Annotated in this window: 22 protein-coding genes and 1 other annotated feature; of the genes, 5 read left to right on the forward strand and 17 right to left on the reverse strand. The window is 37.6% G+C overall.

The features are described from left to right. Positions 1-39: 39 nt before the first annotated feature. Positions 40-1,956: a sensor histidine kinase gene (locus CIB29_RS15275; RefSeq protein WP_198543921.1), complete on the reverse strand. Its 1,917-nt coding sequence runs from the start codon at positions 1,954-1,956 to the stop codon at positions 40-42. Positions 1,957-1,987: 31 nt separating this feature from the next. Then, on the reverse strand, positions 1,988-3,310 hold the full coding sequence (locus tag CIB29_RS15280) for an ABC transporter substrate-binding protein (RefSeq protein ID WP_094551204.1): 1,323 nt from the start codon (positions 3,308-3,310) through the stop codon (positions 1,988-1,990). A 205-nt stretch (positions 3,311-3,515) separates the two neighbouring features. Here CIB29_RS15280 and CIB29_RS15285 point away from each other — a divergent pair, with 205 nt between their 5' ends. The 4 genes from CIB29_RS15285 to CIB29_RS15300 all read left to right on the forward strand — a co-directional run bounded on the left by CIB29_RS15285 (position 3,516) and on the right by CIB29_RS15300 (position 8,902). Further along, complete coding sequence (locus CIB29_RS15285) at positions 3,516-5,159, forward strand: response regulator (RefSeq protein WP_094551206.1); 1,644 nt, start codon at positions 3,516-3,518, stop codon at positions 5,157-5,159. Between the two features lie 161 nt (positions 5,160-5,320). After that, a complete protein-coding gene (locus CIB29_RS15290; protein ID WP_094551208.1) occupies positions 5,321-6,667 on the forward strand; it encodes an ABC transporter substrate-binding protein in 1,347 nt (448 codons plus the stop codon). A gap of 70 nt (positions 6,668-6,737) precedes the next feature. Next, positions 6,738-8,066, forward strand: a complete 1,329-nt coding sequence (locus CIB29_RS15295; protein WP_094551210.1) for a carbohydrate ABC transporter permease — start codon at positions 6,738-6,740, stop codon at positions 8,064-8,066. Between the two features lie 14 nt (positions 8,067-8,080). Next, positions 8,081-8,902 carry a carbohydrate ABC transporter permease gene (locus CIB29_RS15300; RefSeq protein ID WP_094551212.1) on the forward strand — a complete coding sequence of 274 codons (822 nt, stop codon included), beginning with the start codon at positions 8,081-8,083 and terminating at the stop codon, positions 8,900-8,902. A 59-nt stretch (positions 8,903-8,961) separates the two neighbouring features. On the opposite strand, the gene cimA is transcribed toward CIB29_RS15300, so the two are convergent. The 12 genes from cimA to CIB29_RS15360 form a co-directional block, all read right to left on the reverse strand. Then, complete coding sequence (cimA, locus tag CIB29_RS15305) at positions 8,962-10,527, reverse strand: citramalate synthase (protein ID WP_094551214.1); 1,566 nt, start codon at positions 10,525-10,527, stop codon at positions 8,962-8,964. Positions 10,528-10,551: 24 nt separating this feature from the next. After that, on the reverse strand, positions 10,552-12,066 hold the full coding sequence (locus tag CIB29_RS15310) for a 2-isopropylmalate synthase (RefSeq protein ID WP_094551216.1): 1,515 nt from the start codon (positions 12,064-12,066) through the stop codon (positions 10,552-10,554). A gap of 396 nt (positions 12,067-12,462) precedes the next feature. After that, the gene (ilvC, locus tag CIB29_RS15315; protein WP_094551218.1) at positions 12,463-13,455 is read right to left on the reverse strand and encodes a ketol-acid reductoisomerase; all 993 of its coding nucleotides are present in this window, start codon (positions 13,453-13,455) and stop codon (positions 12,463-12,465) included. A gap of 138 nt (positions 13,456-13,593) precedes the next feature. Next, a complete protein-coding gene (gene ilvN / locus CIB29_RS15320) occupies positions 13,594-14,124 on the reverse strand; it encodes an acetolactate synthase small subunit (protein WP_094551219.1) in 531 nt (176 codons plus the stop codon). Between the two features lie 17 nt (positions 14,125-14,141). After that, complete coding sequence (gene ilvB / locus CIB29_RS15325; RefSeq protein ID WP_094551221.1) at positions 14,142-15,776, reverse strand: biosynthetic-type acetolactate synthase large subunit; 1,635 nt, start codon at positions 15,774-15,776, stop codon at positions 14,142-14,144. A gap of 106 nt (positions 15,777-15,882) precedes the next feature. Then, positions 15,883-16,119 (reverse strand) — a binding site (T-box leader). Between the two features lie 136 nt (positions 16,120-16,255). Beyond that, positions 16,256-18,643 (reverse strand): glycoside hydrolase family 31 protein, encoded by a 2,388-nt coding sequence (locus CIB29_RS15330; RefSeq protein WP_094551223.1) that lies wholly within the window; start codon positions 18,641-18,643, stop codon positions 16,256-16,258. Between the two features lie 24 nt (positions 18,644-18,667). After that, on the reverse strand, positions 18,668-20,350 hold the full coding sequence (locus CIB29_RS15335) for a glycoside hydrolase family 13 protein (protein WP_094551225.1): 1,683 nt from the start codon (positions 20,348-20,350) through the stop codon (positions 18,668-18,670). 68 nt (positions 20,351-20,418) lie between these two features. After that, positions 20,419-21,441 (reverse strand): LacI family DNA-binding transcriptional regulator, encoded by a 1,023-nt coding sequence (locus tag CIB29_RS15340; RefSeq protein WP_094551227.1) that lies wholly within the window; start codon positions 21,439-21,441, stop codon positions 20,419-20,421. Positions 21,442-21,620: 179 nt separating this feature from the next. Further along, complete coding sequence (locus CIB29_RS15345) at positions 21,621-21,821, reverse strand: DUF951 domain-containing protein (protein ID WP_094551229.1); 201 nt, start codon at positions 21,819-21,821, stop codon at positions 21,621-21,623. A gap of 28 nt (positions 21,822-21,849) precedes the next feature. After that, positions 21,850-22,722, reverse strand: coding sequence for a mechanosensitive ion channel family protein (locus tag CIB29_RS15350; protein ID WP_094551231.1), 873 nt, complete (start codon positions 22,720-22,722; stop codon positions 21,850-21,852). A 208-nt stretch (positions 22,723-22,930) separates the two neighbouring features. Next, a complete protein-coding gene (locus CIB29_RS15355; RefSeq protein WP_094551233.1) occupies positions 22,931-23,479 on the reverse strand; it encodes a hypothetical protein in 549 nt (182 codons plus the stop codon). A 15-nt stretch (positions 23,480-23,494) separates the two neighbouring features. After that, a complete protein-coding gene (locus CIB29_RS15360) occupies positions 23,495-24,079 on the reverse strand; it encodes an S-layer homology domain-containing protein (protein ID WP_094551235.1) in 585 nt (194 codons plus the stop codon). Positions 24,080-24,237: 158 nt separating this feature from the next. Between CIB29_RS15360 and CIB29_RS15365 the strand changes: the two genes are divergently transcribed. After that, positions 24,238-24,735 (forward strand): general stress protein, encoded by a 498-nt coding sequence (locus CIB29_RS15365; protein ID WP_094551237.1) that lies wholly within the window; start codon positions 24,238-24,240, stop codon positions 24,733-24,735. A gap of 92 nt (positions 24,736-24,827) precedes the next feature. On the opposite strand, the gene CIB29_RS18645 is transcribed toward CIB29_RS15365, so the two are convergent. The 3 genes from CIB29_RS18645 to CIB29_RS15380 form a co-directional block, all read right to left on the reverse strand. Continuing rightward, positions 24,828-24,992, reverse strand: coding sequence for a hypothetical protein (locus tag CIB29_RS18645; protein WP_157910328.1), 165 nt, complete (start codon positions 24,990-24,992; stop codon positions 24,828-24,830). 172 nt (positions 24,993-25,164) lie between these two features. Next, the gene (locus tag CIB29_RS15375; RefSeq protein ID WP_094551239.1) at positions 25,165-25,752 is read right to left on the reverse strand and encodes a hypothetical protein; all 588 of its coding nucleotides are present in this window, start codon (positions 25,750-25,752) and stop codon (positions 25,165-25,167) included. A gap of 423 nt (positions 25,753-26,175) precedes the next feature. Next, positions 26,176-26,391, reverse strand: a complete 216-nt coding sequence (locus tag CIB29_RS15380; protein ID WP_094551241.1) for a Blp family class II bacteriocin — start codon at positions 26,389-26,391, stop codon at positions 26,176-26,178. Between the last annotated feature and the right edge of the window lie 116 nt (positions 26,392-26,507).

The raw sequence follows: 26,507 nt of genomic DNA on the forward strand, positions 1-26,507 counted from the left end.
CGTCAATAAAAAAATTTAAAAAATCATCGAATTTTATTTTCATGCAGTAAAATTTTGCTCCATGGAAGTTCTTTGATCACATGAGGCAATTGGAATAGTTACCGTTACCTTAGTCCCCACATTATATTTGCTTTTGTATGTTATCCCGTATCCATCCCCATAGCATAATTTTATTCTCTGGTTTACATTTCTGATAGCATAACCATGGTTGCCCGCAGTGCTTTGGAGCAGTGGATCATTTATTTTTACATTTAGTTCTTCCAACTCTTCCGGTTTCATTCCTATACCGTTATCAGTAATTTCATATGCGATCGTGCGGTCATCACGTTTTTTTACAATTATTTTTATAAATCCGTTTCCCTCTTTTTTATTTAAACCATGAATGATTGCATTTTCTACAATGGGTTGAAGAATTAATTTCGGGGTCTTTAACTGTTCGATTTCCGGTTCTACATCTATTAGGTAATCCATCATTTCCCCACACCGCAGCTTTTGGATAAACAAATAATGTTTGGCATGTTCGACCTCTTCCTTAATTAGAATTTCTTCGCTGCCCCCGCTCAACCCTATCCTAAAAAATGTTGAAAGAGAAGCTATAAGCTTTGAAGCTTTATGGGCATTCCCTGAAAGCACCAGCCATTTTATGGAATCCAGTGTATTGTACAAAAAATGAGGATTGATCTGGGCTCTAAGTGCTTTTAGCTCTGACTTTCTTAAAGCCTTCTGCTCATCAACAATTTTATCCAGCAAGCTGTTAATTTTATCTATCATAAAATTAAATTCTGTGCTTAACTGATTTACTTCAAGACATCCTTTTACATTAACTTTTTGTGATAAATTACCATTTCTAATCTCTTTAATAGAAGTAACTATTTTTTTGAGAGGGTGGGATACATTATTGAGTATAAAAGTGCTGATTGATGCTATAACAAAAAAAGACAGTATCCCTATGGAAATAATCGATAGCAGAGTACTTGAAACAGAATTCTTCAGCTCACTCACCGGAATGGTAATAATAAGCTTCCAGTTGTTTATTGAAAGAGGTGCAGAAAAAATAAAGCTTTGCTCCTTTCCAACCGTTCCCTCAAAAAAGCTTTGACTGCCGTTGTAACTCATAACCCTGTTCATGGTATTTTTATCAAATTCTATTGTCTTTAAAAGCTGTCCCCGGTTTTCACTGGCTAAAATATTCCCGCTTTCATTAATGATATATAGGTTGCCATGTTTACCAAATCTAATATTATCAATAAGTCTGGACATATTCTCGAGATTAATGCTTATCGCTATATATCCAATGTCTTTAAAGTTTTTTTCATTAACAATATATCTTATTAACATAAATTGATTTAGCTGTGCATTGATATCCGTATTGCTATTTTTTAAAATCTGTTCTGCAGAATTGTTATAAAAACAATTAGTCCATACCAGTTTCCCTTTAGCTTGGTATGCATTCTGAAACCATTCATTCCCTAGATGGTTTCGAAAGTTATAAGCTGTGAAATGAAGCCTTCGCGCAATAACAGTACTTTCGTGTGTGACAAATATAATATCATCTATTAAATTTTGTATATATGTGAGCCCCTTATCATGTATATCATACTTATTAAAGTCAATGCAGCTGTTTAAATATTTACCTACCTCACTTTCGCTTACGCTTTTCGATGAATCCAAATAATCCTGAATCCTGGAATCAGTAGAAATCATAAGGGCTGTATTTTCAACCAGCTTAAGCCTGGCATTGATTTTATCCGTTGTTTCCTGAAGGATAAGCAACCCTGTTTCTTTGAAGCTTTCCTTTATATAGTTAAAGGATTTAATATATGTGATCGCTGTAATGATTGCTATTGTTGCCAATATAATAAAACCAATGATAACATTAATTTGCAAGTTTAGAGGATAGTCATAATATTTTTGTTTGCAGTGTTCATAAAAATTACTTATCTTTACATTAAACATATGGACCTCCATCATTAATACAAGCCACCAGTCAATTATTATTTCTTAAAAGTATTTCTTTCAAATCTTTTTCAATATTTTCTATGGCTGTCCTGGCACTGATTTTACCTAAAACAGCATTCGTAAAATTTACTTGCATTGATTCAGAAATAGAAGCATAGTAGGGAGAAACAGGTCTGGGTTTTGCAGATTCAAAAATGCCTGTAAAATCAGTTACCCATGGATTTGCCTTTTTCACCTGTTCGTTATGATATACAGCCTTTCTTGCTGGTACGTATCCCCCTACCGTGTTATCCAATACCTGTGCATCATAACTGCTCATCCATTCAATGAATTTCCACGCCAGTTCAGGGTTCTTTGAGTGCCGGTTAATTGTATAATTCCAACCTCCAAGGGTTCCCCTGCTCATTTTCCCTTTCGGCCCGACAGGTAGTGGTGCTACCCCTACCTTTCCTTTTACTTTGGAATCTTCTCCATTTAACCGTTTATATGCATAAGGCCAATTTCGCATGAATATGGCCGTCCCGTCCTGAAATGCTATACGGGCATCTTCCTCCTGAAAGCCTAATACATCATGAGAAGATACATCCGAATTGATAATATCGATAAAGAGTTGAAGCCCTTCAATAGATTCAGGGGTGTTGATCACTACCTTCCCATTTTCAAAAACTTCTCCTCCGTTATTCCATATAAACTCCAGAACGTTGCACACTAATCCCTCATAGGACACCCCCTGAAATATATATCCATACTTTATTCCAGGAAAATTTTTATTTTTCCTGACTAACGCCATTAACTCTTCATAAGTTTTTGGCGGTTGAGAAATAATGTCACTCCTATAATACAAAAAAGGTGCATCAGTCCTGCTGGGAACTGCATAGATCCTCCCATTGTACGTGCATGCTTCAATAGCATTTGCAAAGAACTCCTGCTGCTTGGCTTCGTCAAAAAACCTGTCCAAGGGTAGTATCCAGTTTGCAGAAGCCAGTCCGGCAATCCATATAATATCGGCATTGAATACGTCAAAGCTGCTATCCCCTGCCGACAGAGCAACCTGGTAGGCATTGAACTGATAATCCGTAGAATCGGGCAGTTGCTGCAGCTTAACCTGTATATCCGGATTTGCTTTTTGGAAAAGCTCAATATTTCTTTTCATGCTCCCTCCATGGTCATTTCCTCCATAGGAGTAGATGATGGTCTTTTTATCAACTGTTATAGAATTGTCCTGCTTTTTTTCGGTGGACTGGCCGGATATATCGGTATTATTATACTTAGATATGCATCCCGGTATAGAAAAGGTCAAAACAACGACTAGAAATATAAATAACAGCTTTATCCTTGTAATATTTTTCATGAAAGTTTACTACCCCCCCCTTTAAAAATAATATGCAATTGGAAATCCAAATCTTTTAAAGTTTATTCTCCCAGTTTTTTCTTCTATTAATAAGTATATGGAATATATTTATATTTTATATGAAAGTATGATATAATTCAACTATACAGTCATAGCTATAACTGGTTGTTTTATGCAGAGTGCATAAAATATGAGGGGGATGTAAATGTATAATATCATGGTGGTGGATGACGAAACTATCATTAGAGAAGGTCTCGTAAATTCTATTGATTGGAATAAATACGGATATAATGTGGTTGCACAAGCTGAGAATGGAAAAAAAGCACTGGAGATTGCACAAGAGGTTAAGCCTCATATCATTTTGACAGATATCTATATGCCCATCTTGGATGGAATAGAATTTGCAAAAGGAATCAAGCAAGTATTACCCGAAACTGTAATTATTTTTCTAAGCGGCTACAATGAATTCACTTATGCTCAAAGAGCAATAGAGCTAGGTGTCTTTAGATATCTTACCAAGCCTATCGATGAAGAAGAGCTGCTGCTGGTATTGGAGGAAGCATGTAAGGATTTGGAACATAAAGAACTTGAACAAGCACAGATTAATAAATTAAAATTATTAATACAGGATAGTTTACCGCTTTTAAAAGAAAGGTTCTTTCTTAGTCTTGTCAAAGGTAAGTTTCAAGAAACTGAAATCATAAATAAACTGAAGTACTTAAATATTGACATTCATGCTGACCGATTTTTTTGCTTGATCATAAGTCTAGATGACTATTTTAGTCTGATCGAAAAACAAAATGAGGATGATATCAACTTACTGAAATTTGCTGTCCAAAATATGTCTGAAGAAATACTATCAGAGTTGGAAAATTCTTTTTTTGTATTTGAAGAAAAACCTAATGAAATTGGAATATTATTTTGCTATAAAAATGATACCTGTCCAAGTTACCTGTCAATAATACATCCAGTACTGCAAAAGATTCAGGATTCTGTTAGAAGATATTTAGACACAACAGTATCTATTGGCATTGGCAGGAGTTATGACACTATGACAAAAATTTGTATGTCCTATAAAGAAGCCGAGGATGCGCTGGAGTACAGGACGACTTTTGGTAAAAACAGTATCATATATATTGGTGATATTGAACCCCCATCAAAGCGTACTATTCCCATTAGCGCTTTTGAAAAGTTAAATGGACTGATGAAAGCTGTAAAAAGTGGAGATACTCAGCTTTCTTTCGCTACTTTACATGAAATATTTGAAATACTTAAGTCAGAAAATACTCTGACTAAAGACTATATGCATCTTTTTATGATAGAGGTTATCAATAAATTCATAACAATAATCTTGGAATTTAACGGTGATATTAGGGAAGTGTATGACCATAAATTCACGCCTCTCACTTTATTGAACATTGATACACTGGAAGATATTCAATCCAAATTACAGGAATTGGTAAATATTGCTATTGAATTTATTCATTCAAAGCGAAAAACTGTCAATAGAAACTTTATTGAAAAGGCAAAAGAATTTATCAATAACAACTATATGATAGAAGGCTTAAATCTCAGTATGATCGCTGATAGTGTCCATATAAGTCCGGGATATTTAAGCCAGCTGTTTAAACAAATTGTAGGGGAATCATGCATTGAATATCTTTCCAAGGTCAGAATAAACCAGGCAAAGAAGTTATTAAAAGAAACCAACCTGAAAACCTATGAGATTGCATATAAGGTTGGCTACAGCGACCCTCAGTATTTCAGCACCTGCTTTAAGAAATATGTAGGCGTCCCTCCTACCGATTACAGGGATATGCTCACAAACGACATTTTTAATGATGAATGATGCTTAATGTAGATTAAGCATCATTTTTTATTGTCTAAATTCATAAAAATATCAAACAAAATCATTAGATATTCTATTAAAAATTGATAATGAAAATTTTAAAATAGTAAATGTAAGTTAGTAAATCTAAAAAATCTAAAAAATAAGGGAGGCAAAGTTTAATGAAAAATTTGAAAAAAGTAATAGCGGTATTACTTGCATTGACCTTGTCTGTATCTTTGGCAGCATGTGGTCAAAAACAAACAGGGAAGCAAGAACCTGCACAAAAACAGGAAACAGCACCTAAGACTGAAGAAAAAGCTCCGGCAAATGAAACTAAAGCTGAGCCGGTAAAGATTGTCTATGCAAGAGGTATGGACGCAACAAAAGCAAACATCAATATTATCGAGGCATTCAACAAGAAATACGAAGGCAAAATCAAGGTTGAATTCGTAGAAATGCCTTCAGATACTGGTAAACAACACGACCAGTATGTTACCAGTTTCTCAGCAGGCGGTACCGAATATGATGTATTTGACGTCGACGTTATCTGGCCGGCGGAATTTGCACAAGCAGGTTACTCGCTTCCGCTTGACAAATTGATTGAAAAAGATGGCATCAATATGGATGACTATATGAAAGGTCAGGTAGCTGCAGGTACCTTCAAAGGAAAACTATGGGCATTCCCTAAATTCATTGACGCCGGACTCTTATTCTATAGAAAAGATATTGTTGATAAAGCACCGGCAACCTGGGAAGAATTAATTGCAGCAGCAAAAGCAAATAAAGGCAAAAATGGTACAAAATTCGGATACTTAATGCAGGCAAAACAGTATGAAGGTCTTGTATGTAATGCTGTAGAGTTTATCAGTGCTTATGGCGGTTCAGTTGTCGATGGCGATGGCAACATCATCATTAACAGTCCTCAAACTATCAAAGGTTTAAAAGTAATGAAGGAAATCGTAAATTCTGACTTCGTGCCTAACAACATTACTACATTTGCTGAACCAGAATCTCACACAGCATTTATTGAAGGGCAGTCGGTGTTTATCCGTAACTGGCCATATCAGTGGGCATTAGGAAACGATGAAAAACAGTCCAAGATTGTTGGTAAGCTTGCTATGGCTCCACTGCCAAAGGGTGATGCAAGAGCAGCAGCTACTCTAGGCGGTTGGATGACCATGATTAACAAGAATACAAAGCATCCTGAAGCTGCATGGGAATTTGTAAAGTTCATGTGCGGACCTGAAGGGCAGAAAATTTCAGCAATCGATGGCGGTCTTTCTCCTACTTATCTGCCGCTTTACAAAGATGCAGATGTAATTGCAAAGAATCCACATATGGGAGATCCGGGATTTGTTGAAGGTTTAAAAGCCGCTGTACCTAGACCAGTTTCTCCAATCTATCCCAAATTGTCTGAAATTATGCAGATTGAAATATCCAAAGCTTTAGCAGGACAGCAATCTGTTGAAGATGCGGTAAAAAAGATGGATGAACAGATGAAGGCGGCAGTGGCTGCAGCAAAATAATAACAGCACTAGGTTTAAAAGCCATTAAGTGTGACCACTTAATGGCTTTTGTCCAAAAGGGGGTAAAAGTATGGGAAATCGAAAAATGCAGTTGTCGGAAAATGGTCTGGCATATCTGATGGTATTACCAGCTATGATTATTATTTTTATGATCGCACTATGGCCGGTTATTCGATCTTTTTGGTACAGTATGTTTGAATTACAGCTAAATCATCCTACTAAAAATGCCGTACATTTAAAGTACCAATTAGATGTGGAGAGATATGTAGATACACAATTTTACATCAACAGTTCATTCAAAACATTAGCCAAAAGTGTAGAAGAAAGTAAAGCCAATGAGGTAACAGCAATTAAAGCACAACTGGATACGCTCCATAATAATCTGATGAAACTGGATGGTTTCTCCTCTCGTTATGAAACAGTAAAAGACTTATTAGATAGCTTTAAGCCGGTAAATGATGAAAAAATAAGATATTTCAGTATTTCCAAAAAAACTGCCCAGCAATATCTGAATACTATTGCTGAAGTGACAGAACAGTTACAAAAGTTAAGTGAAAAAAGCGATGACCCGGCAAAAGAAACCGCCAGTATCATGGAAGATTTAAGAGTTTCCATTTTGAAACCAAACTTTGTTGGGTTTGATAATTATTTATACTATTTGGATGAATTAAAAATCCGTAATGGTGAATTAGGCAGGTTAGGTAAAGCACTTATAAATACATTTAGCTTTACATTTGTCTCTGTATTTCTTGAATTAATCTTAGGACTTGGAATAGCTTTATTAATTAATAAATCTTTCAAAGGACGGGGTCTGGTACGTGCTGCCATACTGGTACCTTGGGCTATTCCAACCGTTGTATCTGCAATGATGTGGCAGTTCTTATACGATGGACAAACGGGAATAGTTTCCGCTTTTTTTGCCAAGCTCGGACTGGTAAAAAATCCGGGAATCCTTCTAACTACTAAAGGCGGGGCATTCTTTTCCATCGTTTTTGCAGACGTATGGAAAACAACACCGTATATGGCTTTACTGCTGCTGGCAGGACTACAGACAATTTCTGCCGAATTATATGAAGCAGGACAGGTGGACGGGGCAACAAAGATCCAGCAATTCTTTAAAATTACCCTTCCGCTTTTAAAGCCAACCATACTTGTTGCATTATTATTCAGGACGCTTGATGCTTTCAGAATATTTGACCTGGTGTATGTATTAACAGGCGGCGGACCGGCAAATTCTACCGAGACCATCTCGGTATATGCATACAAAACAATGTTTGCCCAGATGGATTTTGGAAGAGGTTCTACCCTTTCCATTGTAGTGTTTATTTGTATTTCATTGATTAGTATCGGGTATATCAAACTCTTGGGGGCAGATATCTTAAGAGGCCAGGATAAGTGAGAGGAGGTTTGAAGATGCAAAAAAAAGCAGGACCAGGATTTTATATATTTTTGACAGTATTTATATTTATTATCATGTTTCCATTTTATTGGGAATTTCTAACATCCATAAAAACGCCGGATGAAATTTTTACATCCTTTAAGTTATATACAACCAGGCCATCCATTAATTCCTATGTAACCATTTTTTCAGTAAGACCTTTTGCAAGATATCTGTACAATAGTTTTATAGTAGGCAGTGTGACAACAGTGTTTTCCATTATTATTGCTTCCTTTACAGCCTATGCAATAGCCCGCTTGAAATTTAAAGGAAAGTCAATTATTTTAGGAATTGTCCTGGCGGTATCAATGTTTCCGCAAATTGCTATCATCTCGCCGGTTTATTTGTTTATGAAAACAATGGGGCTTAGAAACACTTATTTAGGTTTGATTATCCCGTATACTACCTTTACACTGCCATTATCTGTATGGTATCTAACTACGTTTTTTAAGGAAATTCCCTTTTCATTGGAAGAAGCAGCAAAAATTGACGGGGCAAGTCCATTCCAGGCTTTTATTAAAATCATTGCACCGCTGGCAATGCCGGGAGTATTTACAACCGCTATTCTTGTGTTTATTGCGGCATGGAATGAATATTTATTTGCGTTAACCATCAATCCCAAAGAGGAAATGAAGACGGTGCCGGTAGGAATCACCATGTATGTAGGGCAATATACCATTCCATGGGGAGAAATAGCAGCTGCCGCAGTTGTTGTGACAGTCCCGCTGATTATAATGGTTTTGATATTCCAAAAGCGTATTATTTCGGGTCTTACTTCCGGAGCAGTAAAAGGATAAAAATGTTATATAAGAAAAACCTCCCACTCTACTTAATATTGGGAGGTTTTTTTATCTATTTATTCTTGATCCTTTTGAAGTTTATATTCAACTGAATCTACCAGCGCTCTCCAGCTGGCTTCAATAATGTCGGTGGAAACCCCTACGGTACTCCATACATGTTCACCATCGGTAGATTCTATCAGTACCCTAACCTTTGCAGCTGTTGCAGTCTTGGAATCCAGCACCCTAACCTTAAAATCAGTAAGGTGCATCTCTTTAAGCTGCGGATAAAAACGCTCCAGTGCTTTTCTGAGCGCCTTGTCAAGTGCGTTAACCGGACCATCGCCCTCTGCGGCTGTAATTTCCTCTTCCCCATCTACACGTATCTTGATCATTGCCGAAGAACTGTGACTGGCGCCACTGGGTTCACTTACAATTGCCTTAAAGTGCTCCAACTCAAAGAAAGGTTTATATTTTCCTAATTCTTTTCTTATCACTAATTCAAAAGAGCTTTCTGCACCCTCAAACTGGTAACCCTCATGCTCCAATGCCTTTAATTTGTCAATAATCTGCTTGGTTTCGGGAGAATCTTTGGTAAGCTCGGGAGCAACCTCATTAATTCTGGAAAGTATAGTTGCTCTTCCCGCAACCTCCGACATTAGGAATCTTCTTTCATTACCCACCAGTCCAGGATTGATATGTTCAAAAGTTTTTGGATTTTTGTTTACACCATCAATGTGCATACCGCCTTTATGAGCAAAGGCAGAATTACCTACATAGGGTGCCCTTTCGTCGTGGGCTACATTAGCAATTTCACTGACGAACCTTGCGGTAGAAGTAAGTTTCGACATATTGTCTGCCGGGATACACTCAATTCCCATCTTAAGCTGTAAATCCGGGATAATAGTACACAAGTTGGCATTGCCGCATCTTTCCCCAAAACCATTGAATGTACCCTGTATATGAACTGCTCCTGCCTGTACCGCAAGTATGGAATTTGCCACCGCCATTCCGGTATCATTGTGACAGTGAATTCCTATCGGCACATTGAACTTTTCACATACTTTTTTTGTTATCTCGTATATTTCCAATGGAAAGCTTCCTCCGTTGGTATCACATAATACAAGACAATCGGCCCCCCCCTCAACGGCAGCCTGCAGAGCCTCAAATGCATAACTGCTGTTAGCTTTATACCCATCAAAGAAATGTTCTGCGTCAAAGATTATCTCTTTACCCTTCTGTTTGAAGAAATTTAACGTATCCCTTATCATGTTTAAATTTTCTTCGAGAGTAGTTTTTAATATATCTGTAACATGTAAGTCCCAGCTTTTGCCGAATATTGCTACTGCAGGAGTATCTGCCTTGAGTAAGGACTGTACATTATTATCATCTTCAGCCTTGATTCCAACCCTGCGTGTGCTCCCAAAAGCAGTAAGCCTAATGTTATTTAGTTTCATCTTTTTTACCCGCTCAAAGAACTCCAAATCCTTCGGATTTGAGCCGGGATTTCCTGCTTCAATATAAGATATACCTAGCTTATCCAGCCTTTCTACTATTTTAAGTTTATCCTCTACTGAAAAGGATATTCCCTCTGCCTGGGCACCGTCGCGTAAAGTGGAGTCAAAGATATATACTTTATTCATTATGTTGCCTCCCTAATTCCAGTCTCAACTAATTTCGCTTAACATCCTGTTTATTGCATTAAGATATGCCTTTACGCTGGCTTCAATAATATCGGTACTGATCCCTCTTCCTATGAAAGGCTTCCCACCATTTTTTGCAACTTTTACGGTAACTTCACCCAAAGCATCTTTGCCACCGGTAACGGCTCTTAAATTATAATCAACCAGCTTAAGCTCCATGCCTATTGCCCGTTCGATTGCATTAAACGCTGCATCTACGGGACCATCTCCTGTAGCCGCTTCTGTAATCACACTATTTTCTCTATTTAATTCAATCACTGCCGTAGAGATTACCTTATTACCGCTGTTAATTTGAAAGCTTACCAGTTGATACATTTCAGGAATTTGAGAAACTCTTTCTTCCACCAGGGCTTGGATGTCATCGTCAAGTACTACTTTTTTCTTGTCGGCAAGCTCTTTAAATTTTTCAAAGGCTTTATTGATTGCCTCTTGATCAAGAGTATATCCCATTTCCTTTAATCTATCCTCAAAGGCATGCCGTCCTGAAAGTTTGCCTAACACCATCTTATTCTGGGATAACCCTATGGACTCCGGCGTCATTATTTCATAAGTGCTCTTTTCATTTAAGATGCCATGCTGATGGATACCTGATTCATGGGCAAAGGCATTTGCTCCTACAACAGCCTTATTCGGCTGTACCAATACACCAGTAAGACTGCTGACCAGTTTACTGGTCCTATAGATCTGGGTAGTATCTATGTTATGAGTGATGTTGTAGTAATTTTTTCGTGTGGTCAATGCCATCACTACTTCTTCAAGTGACGCATTTCCGGCTCTTTCTCCCAGTCCGTTGATGGTACACTCAATTTGAGTTGCCCCGTTTTCTACAGCAGCCAACGTATTCGCTACCGCCATTCCAAGGTCATTATGGCAATGTACGCTAATATCTACCTTCTCTATTCCTTTAACATTTTCTTTGATACCTTTAACCAGGTTACCAAATTCAAATGGAGTAGTATATCCTACTGTATCGGGAATATTGATACAGGTAGCCCCTGCAGCAATCACCGCTTCAAAAATCCTGTATAAAAATTCGGGCCTTGACCTTCCGGCATCTTCAGCAGAAAATTCAATATCACTGCAGTATTTCTTTGCATACTTTACCATTGCTGCAGCCCGTTCCAGCACCTCATCTTCGCTCATTTTAAGCTTATACTTCATATGAATGTCAGAAGTAGCTATAAATGTGTGAATTCTAGGACTTACAGCATTTTTAACAGCTTCCCATGCCCTGTCAATATCCTTTTCTACAGCCCTGCAGAGACTGGCTACCGTAACATTTTTAATCTCAGCAGCAACAGCTTTTATTGCTTCAAAATCCCCGGGAGATGCAATGGCAAACCCTGCTTCCATTACATCTACACCAAGCTTTTCTAATTGTTTTGCAATCTCTAACTTTTCTTGAATATTCAGATTTACACCGGGAGTTTGCTCCCCATCCCTTAATGTCGTATCAAAAATTTTAATCCTCTTAGACATATTAATCCCCTTTCACTAATAATATAGTTCGGAGCTCGGAGTCAGGAGCTTGGAGTTTATATTAACGCTATAAAGCCTCCAGTCCCCAACCCCGAACCATTCTTCAGTATCTTTCCATACTACGCTTTATGACTTTATTCTGTACAGAAAATAATATATAAAATACACTTAGTACGTTACATTGCAGTAAGTAGCATCATGCATTCTATATTTTCCCACCGACTTGTACCGGCATTCATGCCGGGATAAGCCTAAAATCACCCTCTATGGTGATTTTCCGGCTGCAACATTTCATGCATGATACTATTCACCCGTCACAATGCATGTAATATATTGGGAATCCCGAACTAATTGAAAGGTAGAATGGTGCGCGCTCCCACACTAACTTTCATTAAATTATTTTTTCAACCAGCTCATCATCTTTCTCAATTCTCTTCCTACAACTTCTATCTGATGCTCTTGCTCCATTTTTCTTCTTGCATTGAAGGATGGCCTGTTTGCCTGATTTTCAAGAATCCAGTTCTTTGCAAAAGTTCCATCCTGTATTTCTCTTAGTACTTTTCTCATTTCATTCTTGGTTTGTTCGGTGATGATCCTCTTTCCAACAGAATAATCCCCATATTCAGCAGTATCGCTGATGGAATATCTCATGTAACTTAATCCGCCTTGATTTACAAGATCTATAATGAGCTTCATCTCATGCAAACATTCAAAGTATGCACTTTCCGGCTGATATCCGGCTTCCACAAGAACTTCAAAACCTGCCTTCATCAACTCAGAAACTCCACCACAGAGTACGGCCTGCTCTCCAAATAAGTCTGTTTCTGTTTCTTCCTTAAATGTAGTTTCAAGAATTCCTGCCCTTGCACCACCTATGCCTTTTGCATATGCTAAAGCGAGGTCTTTTGCCCTTCCAGTAGCATCCTGGTATACTGCAATAAGACACGGAACCCCTCTGCCTTCCTGGTACTGGCTTCTTACAGTATGCCCGGGTCCCTTTGGCGCCACCATAAATACATCTACGTCAGCAGGCGGTACAATCTGACCAAAATGAATATTGAAGCCATGGGCAAAAACAAGTGCCTTACCAGCTTTTAAATTAGGCTCAATGCTTTCCTTATAAAGCTTTGGCTGCTTCTCATCATTAATGAGTATCATAATAATATCTGCCTGAGCTGCTGCATCATATGCAGTAGCTACTTTTAATCCTGCTTCTTCCGCCAGTTTCCAGGACTTGCTTCCTACATACAGCCCTACAATCACATCTACTCCGCTTTCATGTAGATTAAGGGCATGTGCATGACCCTGACTTCCATAACCAATTACTGCTACAGTTTTTCCACTTAATAGATCCAGATTACAATCACTCTCATAATACATTTTTGCCATATTATTAACCTCCCGTTTATTGAGTGGGGAGTGGATAGTGCGTAGTGAAAAGTATTCCTCTGTTTCTCAAATCTATCCGCATTCCCCATCTATATTTTTAAATATTATTGTATTTTCATCATTTTTTATGCCGGGATTTTACTCCCCACTCCCTACTCCTGTCTCACCACTGCCTTCCGCTTTAATTACCTGATTCCCTCTTTCAATCGCAATGGTTCCTGTCCTTACCATTTCCTTAATTCCGAATTGTTTAAGCATTTCTTCAAAAGCGGCTATCTTATCTCCTGAGCCTGTCATTTCTATGGTAAGGGTATTTTTGGATACATCTACAATCTTCGCTCTAAAAATGTCAACGATCTGGATAATTTCTGAACGCGTCGTTGAATTTGCATTTACTTTTATGAGTGCAAGTTCCCTGCTTACAGAATCCGCTGTATCCAACTGTCTTATTTTAATTACATCTATAAGTTTATTGAGCTGTTTTGTCACCTGCTCTACAGTATAATCATCTCCGTCAACTACTATTGTCATTCTGGATACATTAGGATCTTCAGTAACTCCAACCGCGAGACTGTCTATATTAAAACCTCTCCGGCTGAACAATCCGGCTACTCTTGATAGTACCCCTGGATGGTTTTCTACGAGAACAGCTAAAGTATGTTTCGCCATTTTAAAATACCTCCCCATCATAGTGTGTTTTCCTCAGGATCCACTTGAAATTCTAATAGGTAGGACCCTTTATAGTTTAATGCCCTTTCGAGCGCTTCTCTTACTTTGCTATTTTGTGTAATTTTTTCTCCCGGTATCTCATAAGCTGAAGCTAGTTTTATAAAATCAGGACTTCCTTCCAGCGTTACTGAAAAATAATTTGACTTGTATTTTAATTTTTGTAACTCACGCACCATTCCCAGGCGGTTATTATTGAAAAGAATTATTTTAATTTCAATGCCCCACTGCCTCATTGTCCCTAATTCCTGCATGGACATCTGAAAGCTTCCGTCTCCTGAAATTGCGATTACCGTTTTGTCCGGTCTCCCGACCTTTGCACCGACTGCAGCCGGAAGGCCATAGCCCATTGTCCCCAGTCCTCCGGAAGTCAGAAAATTTCCCGGATGGATAGTGCAATAGTGGTTGGCAGCCCATATCTGGTTCTGCCCTACTTCAGTGGCGACAATAGCTTCACCCCTGGTAATTTCAGACAATACTTTTAATACATATTTAGGATTTACATACCTGTTATCTTCAAGACTATCCTTACTATCATTTGCCAATCTTGCATTCTTCCATCGGGATACGGTAGCTACCCACTGTTCTTTGTAGCCAGTCTGAATATATTTTGTCAGCTGCTGCAGTATGGTTTTAACATCCCCTACGATAGGTATATGTGTCCCAAGGTTTTTACCTATTTCTGCGGGGTCAATATCTATGTGCACGATCTTAGCTTGCCTTGCGAATTTATCAGTTTTACCAATAGCCCTATCCGCGGCTCTTGCTCCCATGACAATTAATAGATCTGCCTTTGTTACAGCCTGGTTAGCTGCATGAACTCCATGGGAACCTAACATGCCAAGATAGAGCGGATGATCTGCCGGTATAGCTCCTATTCCCATTAAAGTTGTTGTTACAGGAATACCCACTAACTCTATAAGTTCTATCAATTCACTGGTTGCGCCGGATGTAATTACACCACCTCCTGCGCATATCACAGGGCTGGATGCTTCCTTAATTGCTTCAGCAATTTTCTTTAATTGGAGGGCATGACCCTTATAGGTTGGCTTATAACCCCTTATTTCGGGTACTTTAAAAGGTTGATATTCCACTTCATCCAGCTGTATATCTATAGGTATGTCAATTAGCACCGGTCCTGGCCTCCCGGTAGAGGCAATATGGAATGCCTCGCTAACTACTCTCGTCAGGTCTTCTACATTTTTTACCAGATAATTGTGCTTACAAAACGGTGCTGTAGCTCCTGTAATGTCTACTTCCTGAAAAACATCACGGCCAATCATTTCCGAGGATACCTGACCGGTAATGGCTATGATGGGTATGGAATCCATATATGCGGTTGCAATTCCTGTAATAAGGTTTGTCGCTCCAGGCCCGGAAGTCGCCATACATACGCCCGTTTTTCTAGTCACCCTTGCATAACCACTGGCTGCATGGGCTGCTCCCTGTTCATGTCGTGTAAGTATATGCCTTATACTCGATCTGCTTAATACGTCATATATAGGTGCGTTAGCAGCCCCGGGATATCCGAATATTGTTGTAACACCTTCATTTTCCAATGCTTTGATTAAAGCCTCGGCTCCTGTCATTTTCAAGTTTATCACCTCCAAGCAGTTCATAGTTCACAGTTTACGGTTCACAAGTAACAAAATATTGAGCGAATTTATAAATAAAAAACCCCGCACCCTGTACATGCACATGTACAGGGGCGAGGAATGCTTCTTCGCGTTACCACCCTACTTCACTACTGTTTCACAACAGTAGCCTCAGTGAGTATAAAGTTACTCATACTATAACGGAGTATTCCGATACATCCTACTGTAATTTCAGATGTATAGCTCAAGAGTGAGATTATTATATATACCTCCCACCGATTTGCACCAACCACCGGCTCTCTTAAGAGTACAGTATATTTTTTACCTCTTTCATCGCTTTTTACTATTTAAGTATAATTGTCTAACATTTTACCAGCCTGATTTATATTTGTCAACAGAGTTTTTTAATGCAAACTGTTAAATTCGTGTTAAAAAGACTTTGTCCGTTAACATATTTGATGATTATTTACTAAAAGGTATTAGTAATTAACTGTAATAACCTGCTGTGTTTTTGCATCTTTTAAAGTTATACTTAATATCCTTTTGTGCACATCATAGTAATAAGAAAATTCATCTGTGCATTGTATCTTTACCGGCTCTTTATTTATATCATGAAAATTCAACACATATTTTTCCCTTTTGACGTCATAGCCTTTGTGCACTGGAGTAATGTTAAAAGAGAGTCCATCCTGATTCACCATCAGTTCAAAATTCGTAATACGATATTCACCCTCTTTATACCTGTTGCTTAGTCCATCATCCTCATACAGTGAATATGTGGTTTCTTTGTCAGGATAAATTTCCAGTGTTAAAACATCCACTACCTTCTCGCCCACATAATTCATTTCTGGAGCCATAGGAATAATGGAGCCACACTTGATAAAGATTGGCAGCGTATCCAGCGGTGCATCTACCAATATATATTGTTTTCCTTCATATACCTTATCTGTCCAGTAGTCATACCAACCCCCCTCAGGAAGATATACGCATCTCTTATCTGTTGATGGTCGATATACAGGGGCAATCATGATGCTTTCTCCGTACAGGAACTGGTCACATAAGTTATGCACATCTTCATCATCTGCATATTCAAGTACCAGAGGTCTCATGATGGGCAGCCCGGTTTGACTGGCTTTGTAAAATTCGTTATAATTGTAGGGAAGCAGTTTATATCTTAACTTGATATATTTTCTACAGATATCCTCTACTTCTTCTCCAAATTCCCATGGTTCATGAGGCTTTGTATCTATACATGAATGTGCTCTAAAAAAGGGAGTGAATGCCCCAAGCTGCATCCATCGGGCAAACAATTCGGGAGTAGCATTATCTTGAAATCCTCCTACATCTCCTCCAACAAAGGGCACCCCGGAAAGACCGATATTCATATGCATAGGCATGGATGCTGCCAGATGCTCCCACCAACTGTGATTATCTCCTGTCCAAACAGAAGAATACCGCTGGATGCCTGCATAGGCTGACCTGGTCACCATAAAAGGTCTTTCATTCGGCTTTATCTTCTTAAATCCTTCATAAGTGCCTCTGCACATATTAAATCCATAGCTATTATGGTACTTGGCAAAAGTTCTTGGGTGTCCATCATTATCCATGATTACATCATTTGGAACGGTACAAAGCGTCCTATCTTGGGATTCTATTGAAAAATCGCTGGGTTCATTCATATCATTCCAGATACCCGCAACTCCTTTACCCAATAATTCCTGATGTTTTTCTCCCCACCATTGGCGTGTCTCCTCTTTTGAGAAATCAGGAAAAGCAGCAACCCCCGGCCATACCTTACCGTGATAGATTTCTCCTGTAACCTGCTTACAGAATAAATCTTTTTTTACTCCTTCGACATATACATCATATTCAGCATCCTTTTTAACACCGGGGTCAACAATTGTAACCACTTTAAACCCTTTTTCCCTCAGTTCCTTTAACATCTTCTCGGGATCTGGAAAGCGATTGCTGTTCCATGTAAATACACGATACTTATTCATATAGTCAATATCCAGATAAATTACATCACAGGGAATATCCTTCTGCCTAAAGGAATCTGCCAAACTTTTGACCATCTCTTCGGGATAATAGCTAAAACGGCATTGCTGGTATCCCAGTGCCCACATGGGTGGTAAACTCATTTTGCCTGTGAGGTCACAATACGTGCTTATGACCCTTTTTATACCCGGACCATAGATAAAGTAGTAATCCATCTCAAAATCTTCTGCTTCAAAAGTAAAATATTCATTATTTTCTTCTCCCAGGTCAAACCACAACTTACACGTCTTATCCACAAATATCCCCGACGCATAATGTCCGTTAAATGTAATCAGCAGCGGAATTGTCTTATACAAAGGGTCTTTTGTAGGAGTATGTGTAGGTTCATCGGTATTCCACATCACATATTTTCTGCCTTTTTTATCCAGGTATCCCGTTTTTTCACCCAGTCCATAGAAATGATCACTGCTGCTCATTTTCTTTTTACATTTTACGGTATCCTTTGTCCAGCTAAACCCGTAGTCAATATCTTCAGATATGATGTTTCCTTTTGAATCGGATATAATAATTCTTCCATTTTGTTTATCAATACTTGCGGTGATTTCCTTTGTACGTATAAATATTGCCTCATCCTTTTCCTGGACGGAGAAACTCTCTTCTATAGGTTCATTGACTACAGCAAAGGATGGGATATCTAAGAAAGTTTTTTTGGAGCTAAAAGTAATTCTGATACAGTTAGATGAAAGTACTTTTACTCTCTGTACCGCCTTTTCGCTATAAAATAATAGCGTATTTCCTTCACGATAAAACTTGTCTATCTTACCGGTGCATTGAACTCTCACATTTTCTTGAGTCTCCCAAAATCCCATTATAAACTTCTCCTTATTTTAATTTTATTTTAAACGGTAAACCCTTGCTTCATAGGGCCTTAACTTTAAACCTTTTAATTCTTCTTTAACATCGACATCATAATTTGAAATTAATAGTTCTTTATCCTTACAGATAATTTCTTCAGGCAAATTGAATACTGGCATTTCACCAGAAAAGTTCAATATTACAAGTAATCTGTCATCATCTAAACATCTTAAATATGAATATATTTCGGGATGTTCTTCTAATATTTGCACATAATTTCCGTATACTATGGTAAGATTTTGTTTTCTTAATTGAATTAATTTCTTATAATAATGCAGTATGGAATTTGGGTCCTCCTGCGCCTGCTTTACATTAATTTCTTTATAATTTGGGTTCACTTTAATCCATGGAGTACCCGTTGTAAAGCCTGCGTTTTTCTCATTGTTCCACTGCATAGGCGTCCTTGCATTGTCTCTTCCTTTTATATAAATTGCATTCAGAATTTTCTGGACATCTGCATTTCTTTTAACCACAGTTTCATTATAGTAATTTAATGTTTCAATATCCTTATATTCATCAATGGAATCAAATTTAACATTGGTCATTCCAATTTCTTCTCCCTGATAAATATAAGGAGTCCCTTGCAATGTATGCAACATCGTTGCTAACATCTTTGCCGATTCTGTCCTATAAACTGTATCATTTCCAAAACGAGAAACCATTCTTGGCTGATCATGATTATTTAAATACAGGCTATTCCAGCCTTTATTGTGCAATTCTTTTTGCCATTTGGTCATGATCCTTTTGAAATCAGTCAGCTTCCAGGGAACAACATCCCATTTTCCATCTACTCCAGCATCTATATCCATTAATTCAAATTGAAATACCATATTAAGTTCTTCACGGTCATCACCAACGTAAAGTAACGCTTCTTCCGGTGTCACACCTGGTGTTTCTCCAACCGTCATGATATCGTACTTTGAAAGCACTGTTTTATTCATCTCTTGTAAAAATTCATGGACTCTGGGACCATTTAAATAATATTGTCCTCCATCTTGATACGGATCATTATTTTTCCGAGGAGCATCGGGTAATCCTTCTACTTTGGAAATCATATTGATAACATCCATTCGGAATCCATCAATACCCTTATCTAACCACCAGGTCATCATATCATATACTTCTTTTCGGACATTAGGGTTCTCCCAGTTGAGGTCCGGCTGTTTTTTGGAGAATAAATGCAAATAGTATTCACCAGTTTTTTCATCATATTCCCAGGCTGATGGTGAAAAACATGACCGCCAATTGTTGGGTTCTTTTCCATCTTTGCCTTTTCTCCATATATAATAGTCTCTTTTTTCATTATCTTTAGATGATCTCGACTCTATAAACCAGGAATGTTCATCAGAAGTATGATTGACTACCAGGTCCATAATTAGCTTTAAGCCTCTCTTATGCATCTCTTCCAGTAATTCTTCCCAGTCTGCAATGGTTCCAAATTCATCCATAATATTATAGTAATCCGAGATATCATACCCATTGTCATCATTAGGCGACTTATAGACAGGATTAAGCCATATAACATCTACTCCTAAATCCTTTATATAATCAAGCTTTGAGATAATCCCCCTTAAATCTCCTATGCCATCTCCATTGGAATCATAAAAGCTCCTTGGATAAATCTGATATACCACTGCTTCTTTCCACCATTTTCTTTCCATTCATTGATACCCCTTTCCTGTTTAAATCTTTTCTTTTATGCATACGTGTGCATTTGTAATAAAAGTTTTTATTGTCCATATCCGCAAGACTCTCTTATCACCAGTGTGGGCTGGATAATCTTTTTTGCTTTTCTTTTTTTAGCTTTATCGCTTAGCAGCTCAATCAAGCGTTCACATGCCAGTGTTGCTATTTCTTCTCTTGGTTGGTGTACGGTGGTCAATTTAGGTGAGAAATATGTCCCCAATTCAATGTCGTCATATCCCACAACTGCTATATCCTGCGGAACCTTAATATTTAACTGCTGCAATGCCTGTATTGCTCCTAATGCCATTAAGTCACTCTGGGCAAATATGCCGTCAATTTTCTTTAATATTCCGGAAGTTTGTTTTATCGCTTTATATCCGGAATCAAAAGAACAATCACCTTTTAACACCAGGCTGTCATTAAAAGGTATAGCAGCATCGTTAAGTGCGGCTTTATATCCCTCTGTTCTCATTTCAAATTCCTCTCCGTCGGCAGATAGGCATATTATATTTCGACATCCTAGCTTCAATAGATGGTCTGTGGCTAAATAGCCACCTTTAAAATGGTCGGTGCAAAAAAAATCCACTTCATCATCAATATGCGCAGGTTTTTGATGTAAAAACACGAAGGGAATTCTTGAACTTTTTATATAGTTCAAGTCATAATAGTCTACTTTGGAATGCACAATAATGAGCCCATCAACCTTTTTTCGGTTAATGAGTTTCTGGATATTACTTTCACCGGTAAACCTGTTCTTAGGGAATCCGACGATAAGATCCAGAGCTTCTCTTTCTAGTGTCCTCCGGATATGGTTATGCAGTGGACTAAAAAATAGATTAACGTTAAAGTCCTCAAAAGCTTCAGGATAAATCAAACCTATCGTTCCCGTTTTTCTGATACTCAGTCCCCGTGCGTTGGCATTAAATTCAAACCCTAACTCTTTTGCTATTTGCTGTATCCTCTGCTTGGTTTCTGTTGAAATCAACGGACTGTCATTCAAGCTGCGGGATACCGTTGAATGGCTTACCCCTGCTATCTTGGCAATATCTTTAATGGTAACTGACATTTCACACCTCTTGCACACGCTTGCATATCGTTAGTTATATTATACTGTTTTTTATGAATAATGTAAAGTGGTAATTTAACAAACATTTAACCCTCATCCCTAACCCTTTCTCCCAAAATTGGTTCAAGGTAATCCATGCTTGATGAATTATAGCTCCTCCACTGAATTAGAGTGAGAGTTTAGGATGAAGGTTGTGCCATTTTTATTATTTTTTTTATGCTTTTTTCAAATTTAGGACGTGGAATCATTACCTGATGTCCGCATCCAAGACACTTAATCCGGAAATCCATTCCTGCCCGCAAAATCTCCCATTGTTTACTTCCACATGGGTGCTGCTTTTTCAATTCCACTACATCTCCAACATTTAATTTCATCGGCATGTACATCACCTTTTATCTATATCTTTATCTAATCTTTTTTATTAATTACTACCAAGCGGTTATAGGGTATTTCAATTCCTTCTCTATCAAACGCGTCCTTAATCCTTTTTCTCAGCTGACGCTCTACTTCCCAATGCGCTCCGGCAATTGTCTTGGCAAATACCCGTATTACCACTCCGGAATCTCCAAGATTTACAACCCCAAGCACTGTTGGACCTTCTACGATAGATGTCAATTCTTTTGCTGCGGTTTCACAGACTTTATTTAATACATTTATCACCAGGTCCATATTTTCTTCATAAGCTACGGAGACATCTACAATCGCTGCCTTGTCTCCCCTGGTATGATTGGTTACCTTTTTGATTTCACTGTTAGGAATAATATATAAATCTCCGGTATAATTCCTTATTTTGGTAATACGCAAGCCCATTTCCTCTACAGTTCCCATCATGCCGTCTATCGTAATCATGTCTCCTACAGAAAATTGGTCCTCAAGTAATATAAAAAATCCCGTAATTACATCCTTTACAAGATTTTGGGCCCCAAATCCTATTGCCAGGCCTCCAACCCCGGCAGCAGTAATAATGGTAGTGGGCGTAATACCAAAGACATTATCTAATATGGTGATTAATGCAATAAAATACACAGAATATCGAAGTATACTGATACAAAGCGTTGCAAGTGTATCCGTCCTTTTAGCATCCAATTTGTATTTGAATTCCCTTTGTTTATCAAAAAACTTTTTAATCGCAATTGTACCAAATTTTATAACTATTAGAGATAGTATTACTATAAGTATGGTTTGTGCAGCTTTTCCGATAACCTCAAGTACTTGATCCTGGTGGTTTTTTACAAATGATGTAACCAGTGCTTTCACTTTTGTCCAGTCAATATTTCTCATTTTATCAACTCCCATTAATAGTTTGCAGTCACGGTTCACTGTTATAAATCAAATTCTTAGCTCATTCTTGTTAACCGCCACGACCTGCCTCTACAGGTCACAAATTATGATGAAAATAGCTTGAGCAGCGGTTGCGTGAGTTTTACTCCCCACTCCCCACCGTCCACTCCCCACTATTTTCATACTGCAACTGTAAACCGTAAACTTTTTACCCAAAGTATTTAAAGAAAAACGTAATAACGATAAATCCTATTGTCCCGATATTATGCACCCAGAGATACAGTTCGTACAGTCTATCCTTCCATGTAAATTCATCATCTTCCCCGGCATCAAAATTCACATTATCATTAGCATTTATCATATTGTCAATAACACCAATAATATCATACATCCAATCAGCAATAAGGATAATAGCAATTGCTTTTAGAAAAAGTATATTGACGATAAAAAATGAATATACAAAATAAGTAATGATCATCAAATCCATCGCGATAATAAACCCATATCCTAATCTACGGGTATTAATGCCAAGCACTTCTCCTATTTCTGAGAAAGCCTCTTCCACTTCCTCTGGTTCCATCTCATCTTCATCATATACCTCTGCTGCAGGTGCCACCAAATTGTTCAGGCCTCCTATAGAAAGAAAAATCAGTATACCTGACATAATCAGAAAAAAAGCATTAGCATCATAGCAAAGAATAATTATTGGAAAAACTATTACCATAAAAATCATCATAAATAGATTTTTAACCGACATAACCTCACATCCAATCTACTTAAGCTCAATGCCCAGGGAATTACTTACCATAACCGCTATCTCGCCTCTTGTAACAGGTTTGTTGTAATCAATCTGCAAATATCTTGTAATGCCTAGGTTATTGCCTATTTCCATAAAATTATCCGGCCATTTCATTCCTTTTACATCTCCGGCATAGCCCAAAGTCCTTACAAGCATCGTTACTGCCTGTGCATATGTAATTTGTTCGTCCGGTTTGAAAGTCCCGTCATCAAAACCAATCACCAGGTTTAACCCATAAGCCGTAGCAATATACTTATATCCCCAGTAATCCCGCTTAACATCTTTAAAAGGAAAGGTTGAAGGCAGCACAGGATTTTCTTCATACCCCAGCATTCTTGAAACAATAGCACAAAATTCCACTCTTCTGATAGGTCTTTCCAATCCCAAACTTCCATCATCATATCCTTTTAACAGATTTAGTGCTATCAGTTTTTTGGCAGCTTCCTCCTGTAAAGCAACCATACCGCTGTTTTCAACAGATTGGGCAAATGTACTTGAAAATATTAGTATTATACAAATTATACCTGCTACCAATATTTTTATTCTAAAGCTTTTCAAAATATTTCTCTCCTTTATCAAAATACGCTCTAAATATCATAAATATGTTATCATTATACTACTTTTTTGTAAACCACAAAAGTGTATCGGCATTTTTGAATAAAAATTTAATAAATTTGAAATATTAAGTTTGAATGTTATAGAGAGGAGGAAAATCAATGGCAAAAACAATTGTAGGTATTTTTGATTCCTATGACCTTGCTGAAAAGGCGGCAAGACAGATAAAAGACAATGGGTTGAGGACAGATGACATCTCTATTGTCGCCAGGGATAACAACCAACAAGGTGCACAAGAAACCGGAACTTTCACCAATGAAAACCGTGGAATAAACGATAATGTTTCGGATGGAACAGTTACCGGAGGAGTATTAGGCGGGTTAGCAGGATTGCTTCTCGGAATGGGGACTATGGTAATCCCGGGATTAGGTGTAATCGCAGCTGCCGGCCCTATTGCAGGCTTATTATCCGGAGCACTTACAGGCGGTATTGTAGGTGGCTTGGTTGACCTTGGCATTCCTGAAGAAGCAGGACGCGAATATGAAAGGGAAGTAAGGCAGGGAAGAGTTCTCTGGAGTATGAGGACAGAAGAAGCTAACGTTGACAAAGTTTCTAATATTTTAAGAAACTGTGGGGCCAGGAATGTAGAAGTACATTAACAGCGGTCAGTAGATAGTAGCATGAAAATGGAGAGGAGCGGCAGTTGACCGCTCCTCATAGAGCAACGGGAATAGAGCAACGGGGACGGTTCTCACGGAGCAACGGGGACGGTTCTCCTGACAGCAACCCTATTAATACCCGTTACTCTTGATATCTGTAGAACAGAAAATTCCTCTATTTCCTTGGCTTTCTTCAAAATACTATTTCTTTTTTCGCTATCTAATCTTTGTATGTCCGATGCGTCTATCCCTATCATCTTCAAAAATGTCTTGTTGATTGATCCCTTTTAGCATAATATGATATATCCCACTGCTGCTTTTTTCTCATGCATGTCTTGCCATGCCAAAACACCTCCATTTCGAAGAATATCATCTCGAAATAAAGGTGTCAACAACCCCGTCCCCTTGATACGTCTCAGGCTGACATTTCTAGAATTTGAATTCATCCATTTTTTCATTTAACAATTTAATGAAAATATCTGCATTTTTAGGATCTCTTCTTATTTCTATTTGTTCATGGTGTTTGAATTTAATAATAATCCTTTTTATTGATTGATACGATATTTTCTCATCTTGTATCTTATAGGATGCTATAGATTTTATCTTATATATTTTGTCTTTATAAACAATATAATGTTCTCCTATCAAGAGAGTATTGGACATAAGTAGAGAAACACTCATAGATAGAATAACAATTATGCCTAAAATACGATTCCAAAAAAAAGTTATATCTATAAAAAAAATAAAAGCAATATATATTATTAGTGCTAATGAGGGCATAAGCAAGTTGAGAAATTTTGAAAAACAATAGTAAATTTCTTGCGCATTATCAAATTGTTTAGCATATAATCTAAGTAAAATTTCATTTATAAACAACAAAAGAATAGTCCCAAAGCAAATAAAAGCAAAAATATTACCAAGTTGCTTTAAACCTAAAATACGTATAAAGTAAGGAAGTATAAAAACTAAAAAGGATAAAATTATTATTGTCGTTTTTTTTCGTATTGAATTTCGCATACAAATCATCCCTTTAAAAAATATTTGCATATATAGATTACTTCATTATACAATCGAATTTAAGCTCAAATTTAAACAAAAATTCAAAACATTATTATAGTTTTAACATTGGCTATCTTTACCTATTTTAGATATAAGGTTTATAACAATCAAAGTATTATGCCAAATTAATCAATTCACATAATGTAAACACATATTGTAGTATGGGTGTATATTTTTAGTTGAAGAATATTATTCTAATGACTGAGCTACAAGGCTTAGAGCCTGTAAACTTGCTGCGAGCCGTATCAAATTCGCTAATACTCAAACAAGTGATGCGGCTTCTCCTCCGCTGCGCTAACAGGTTCTAAACTTTCCGCAATTTCCTTTCCATAATATTCTTCAACTAAATTACATGCACTCTTTTAGTATAAAAAATTATTTTTAATCATTTAATCCATCAATTATCATTGCTGTTCCTGATATAGCACCAACAATTCCCGCTACCACTCCTATTCCACCAGTAGTAGAAGCAACACCAATAGAACCTACAAAGGTTAATACTCCACCAGTAACTTTGCCCCAATGTACTCCACCTTCAATGTACATTAATTCATCTAAAGTTAAAGAGTTCATGTTATTATATGCATAAATAGCCATTACTTTTAACCCCCTAAAATATTAATAGCAGTTTTCCAAGGTACTTTATGGAATTACCATAAAACCACAAAATTCATCGTTAAACCTAATCTTTTTTACTACTCTAAAAACTAAAT

It is taken from the genome of Petroclostridium xylanilyticum, assembly GCF_002252565.1.
GTDB lineage: Bacteria > Bacillota > Clostridia > SK-Y3 > SK-Y3 > Petroclostridium > Petroclostridium xylanilyticum.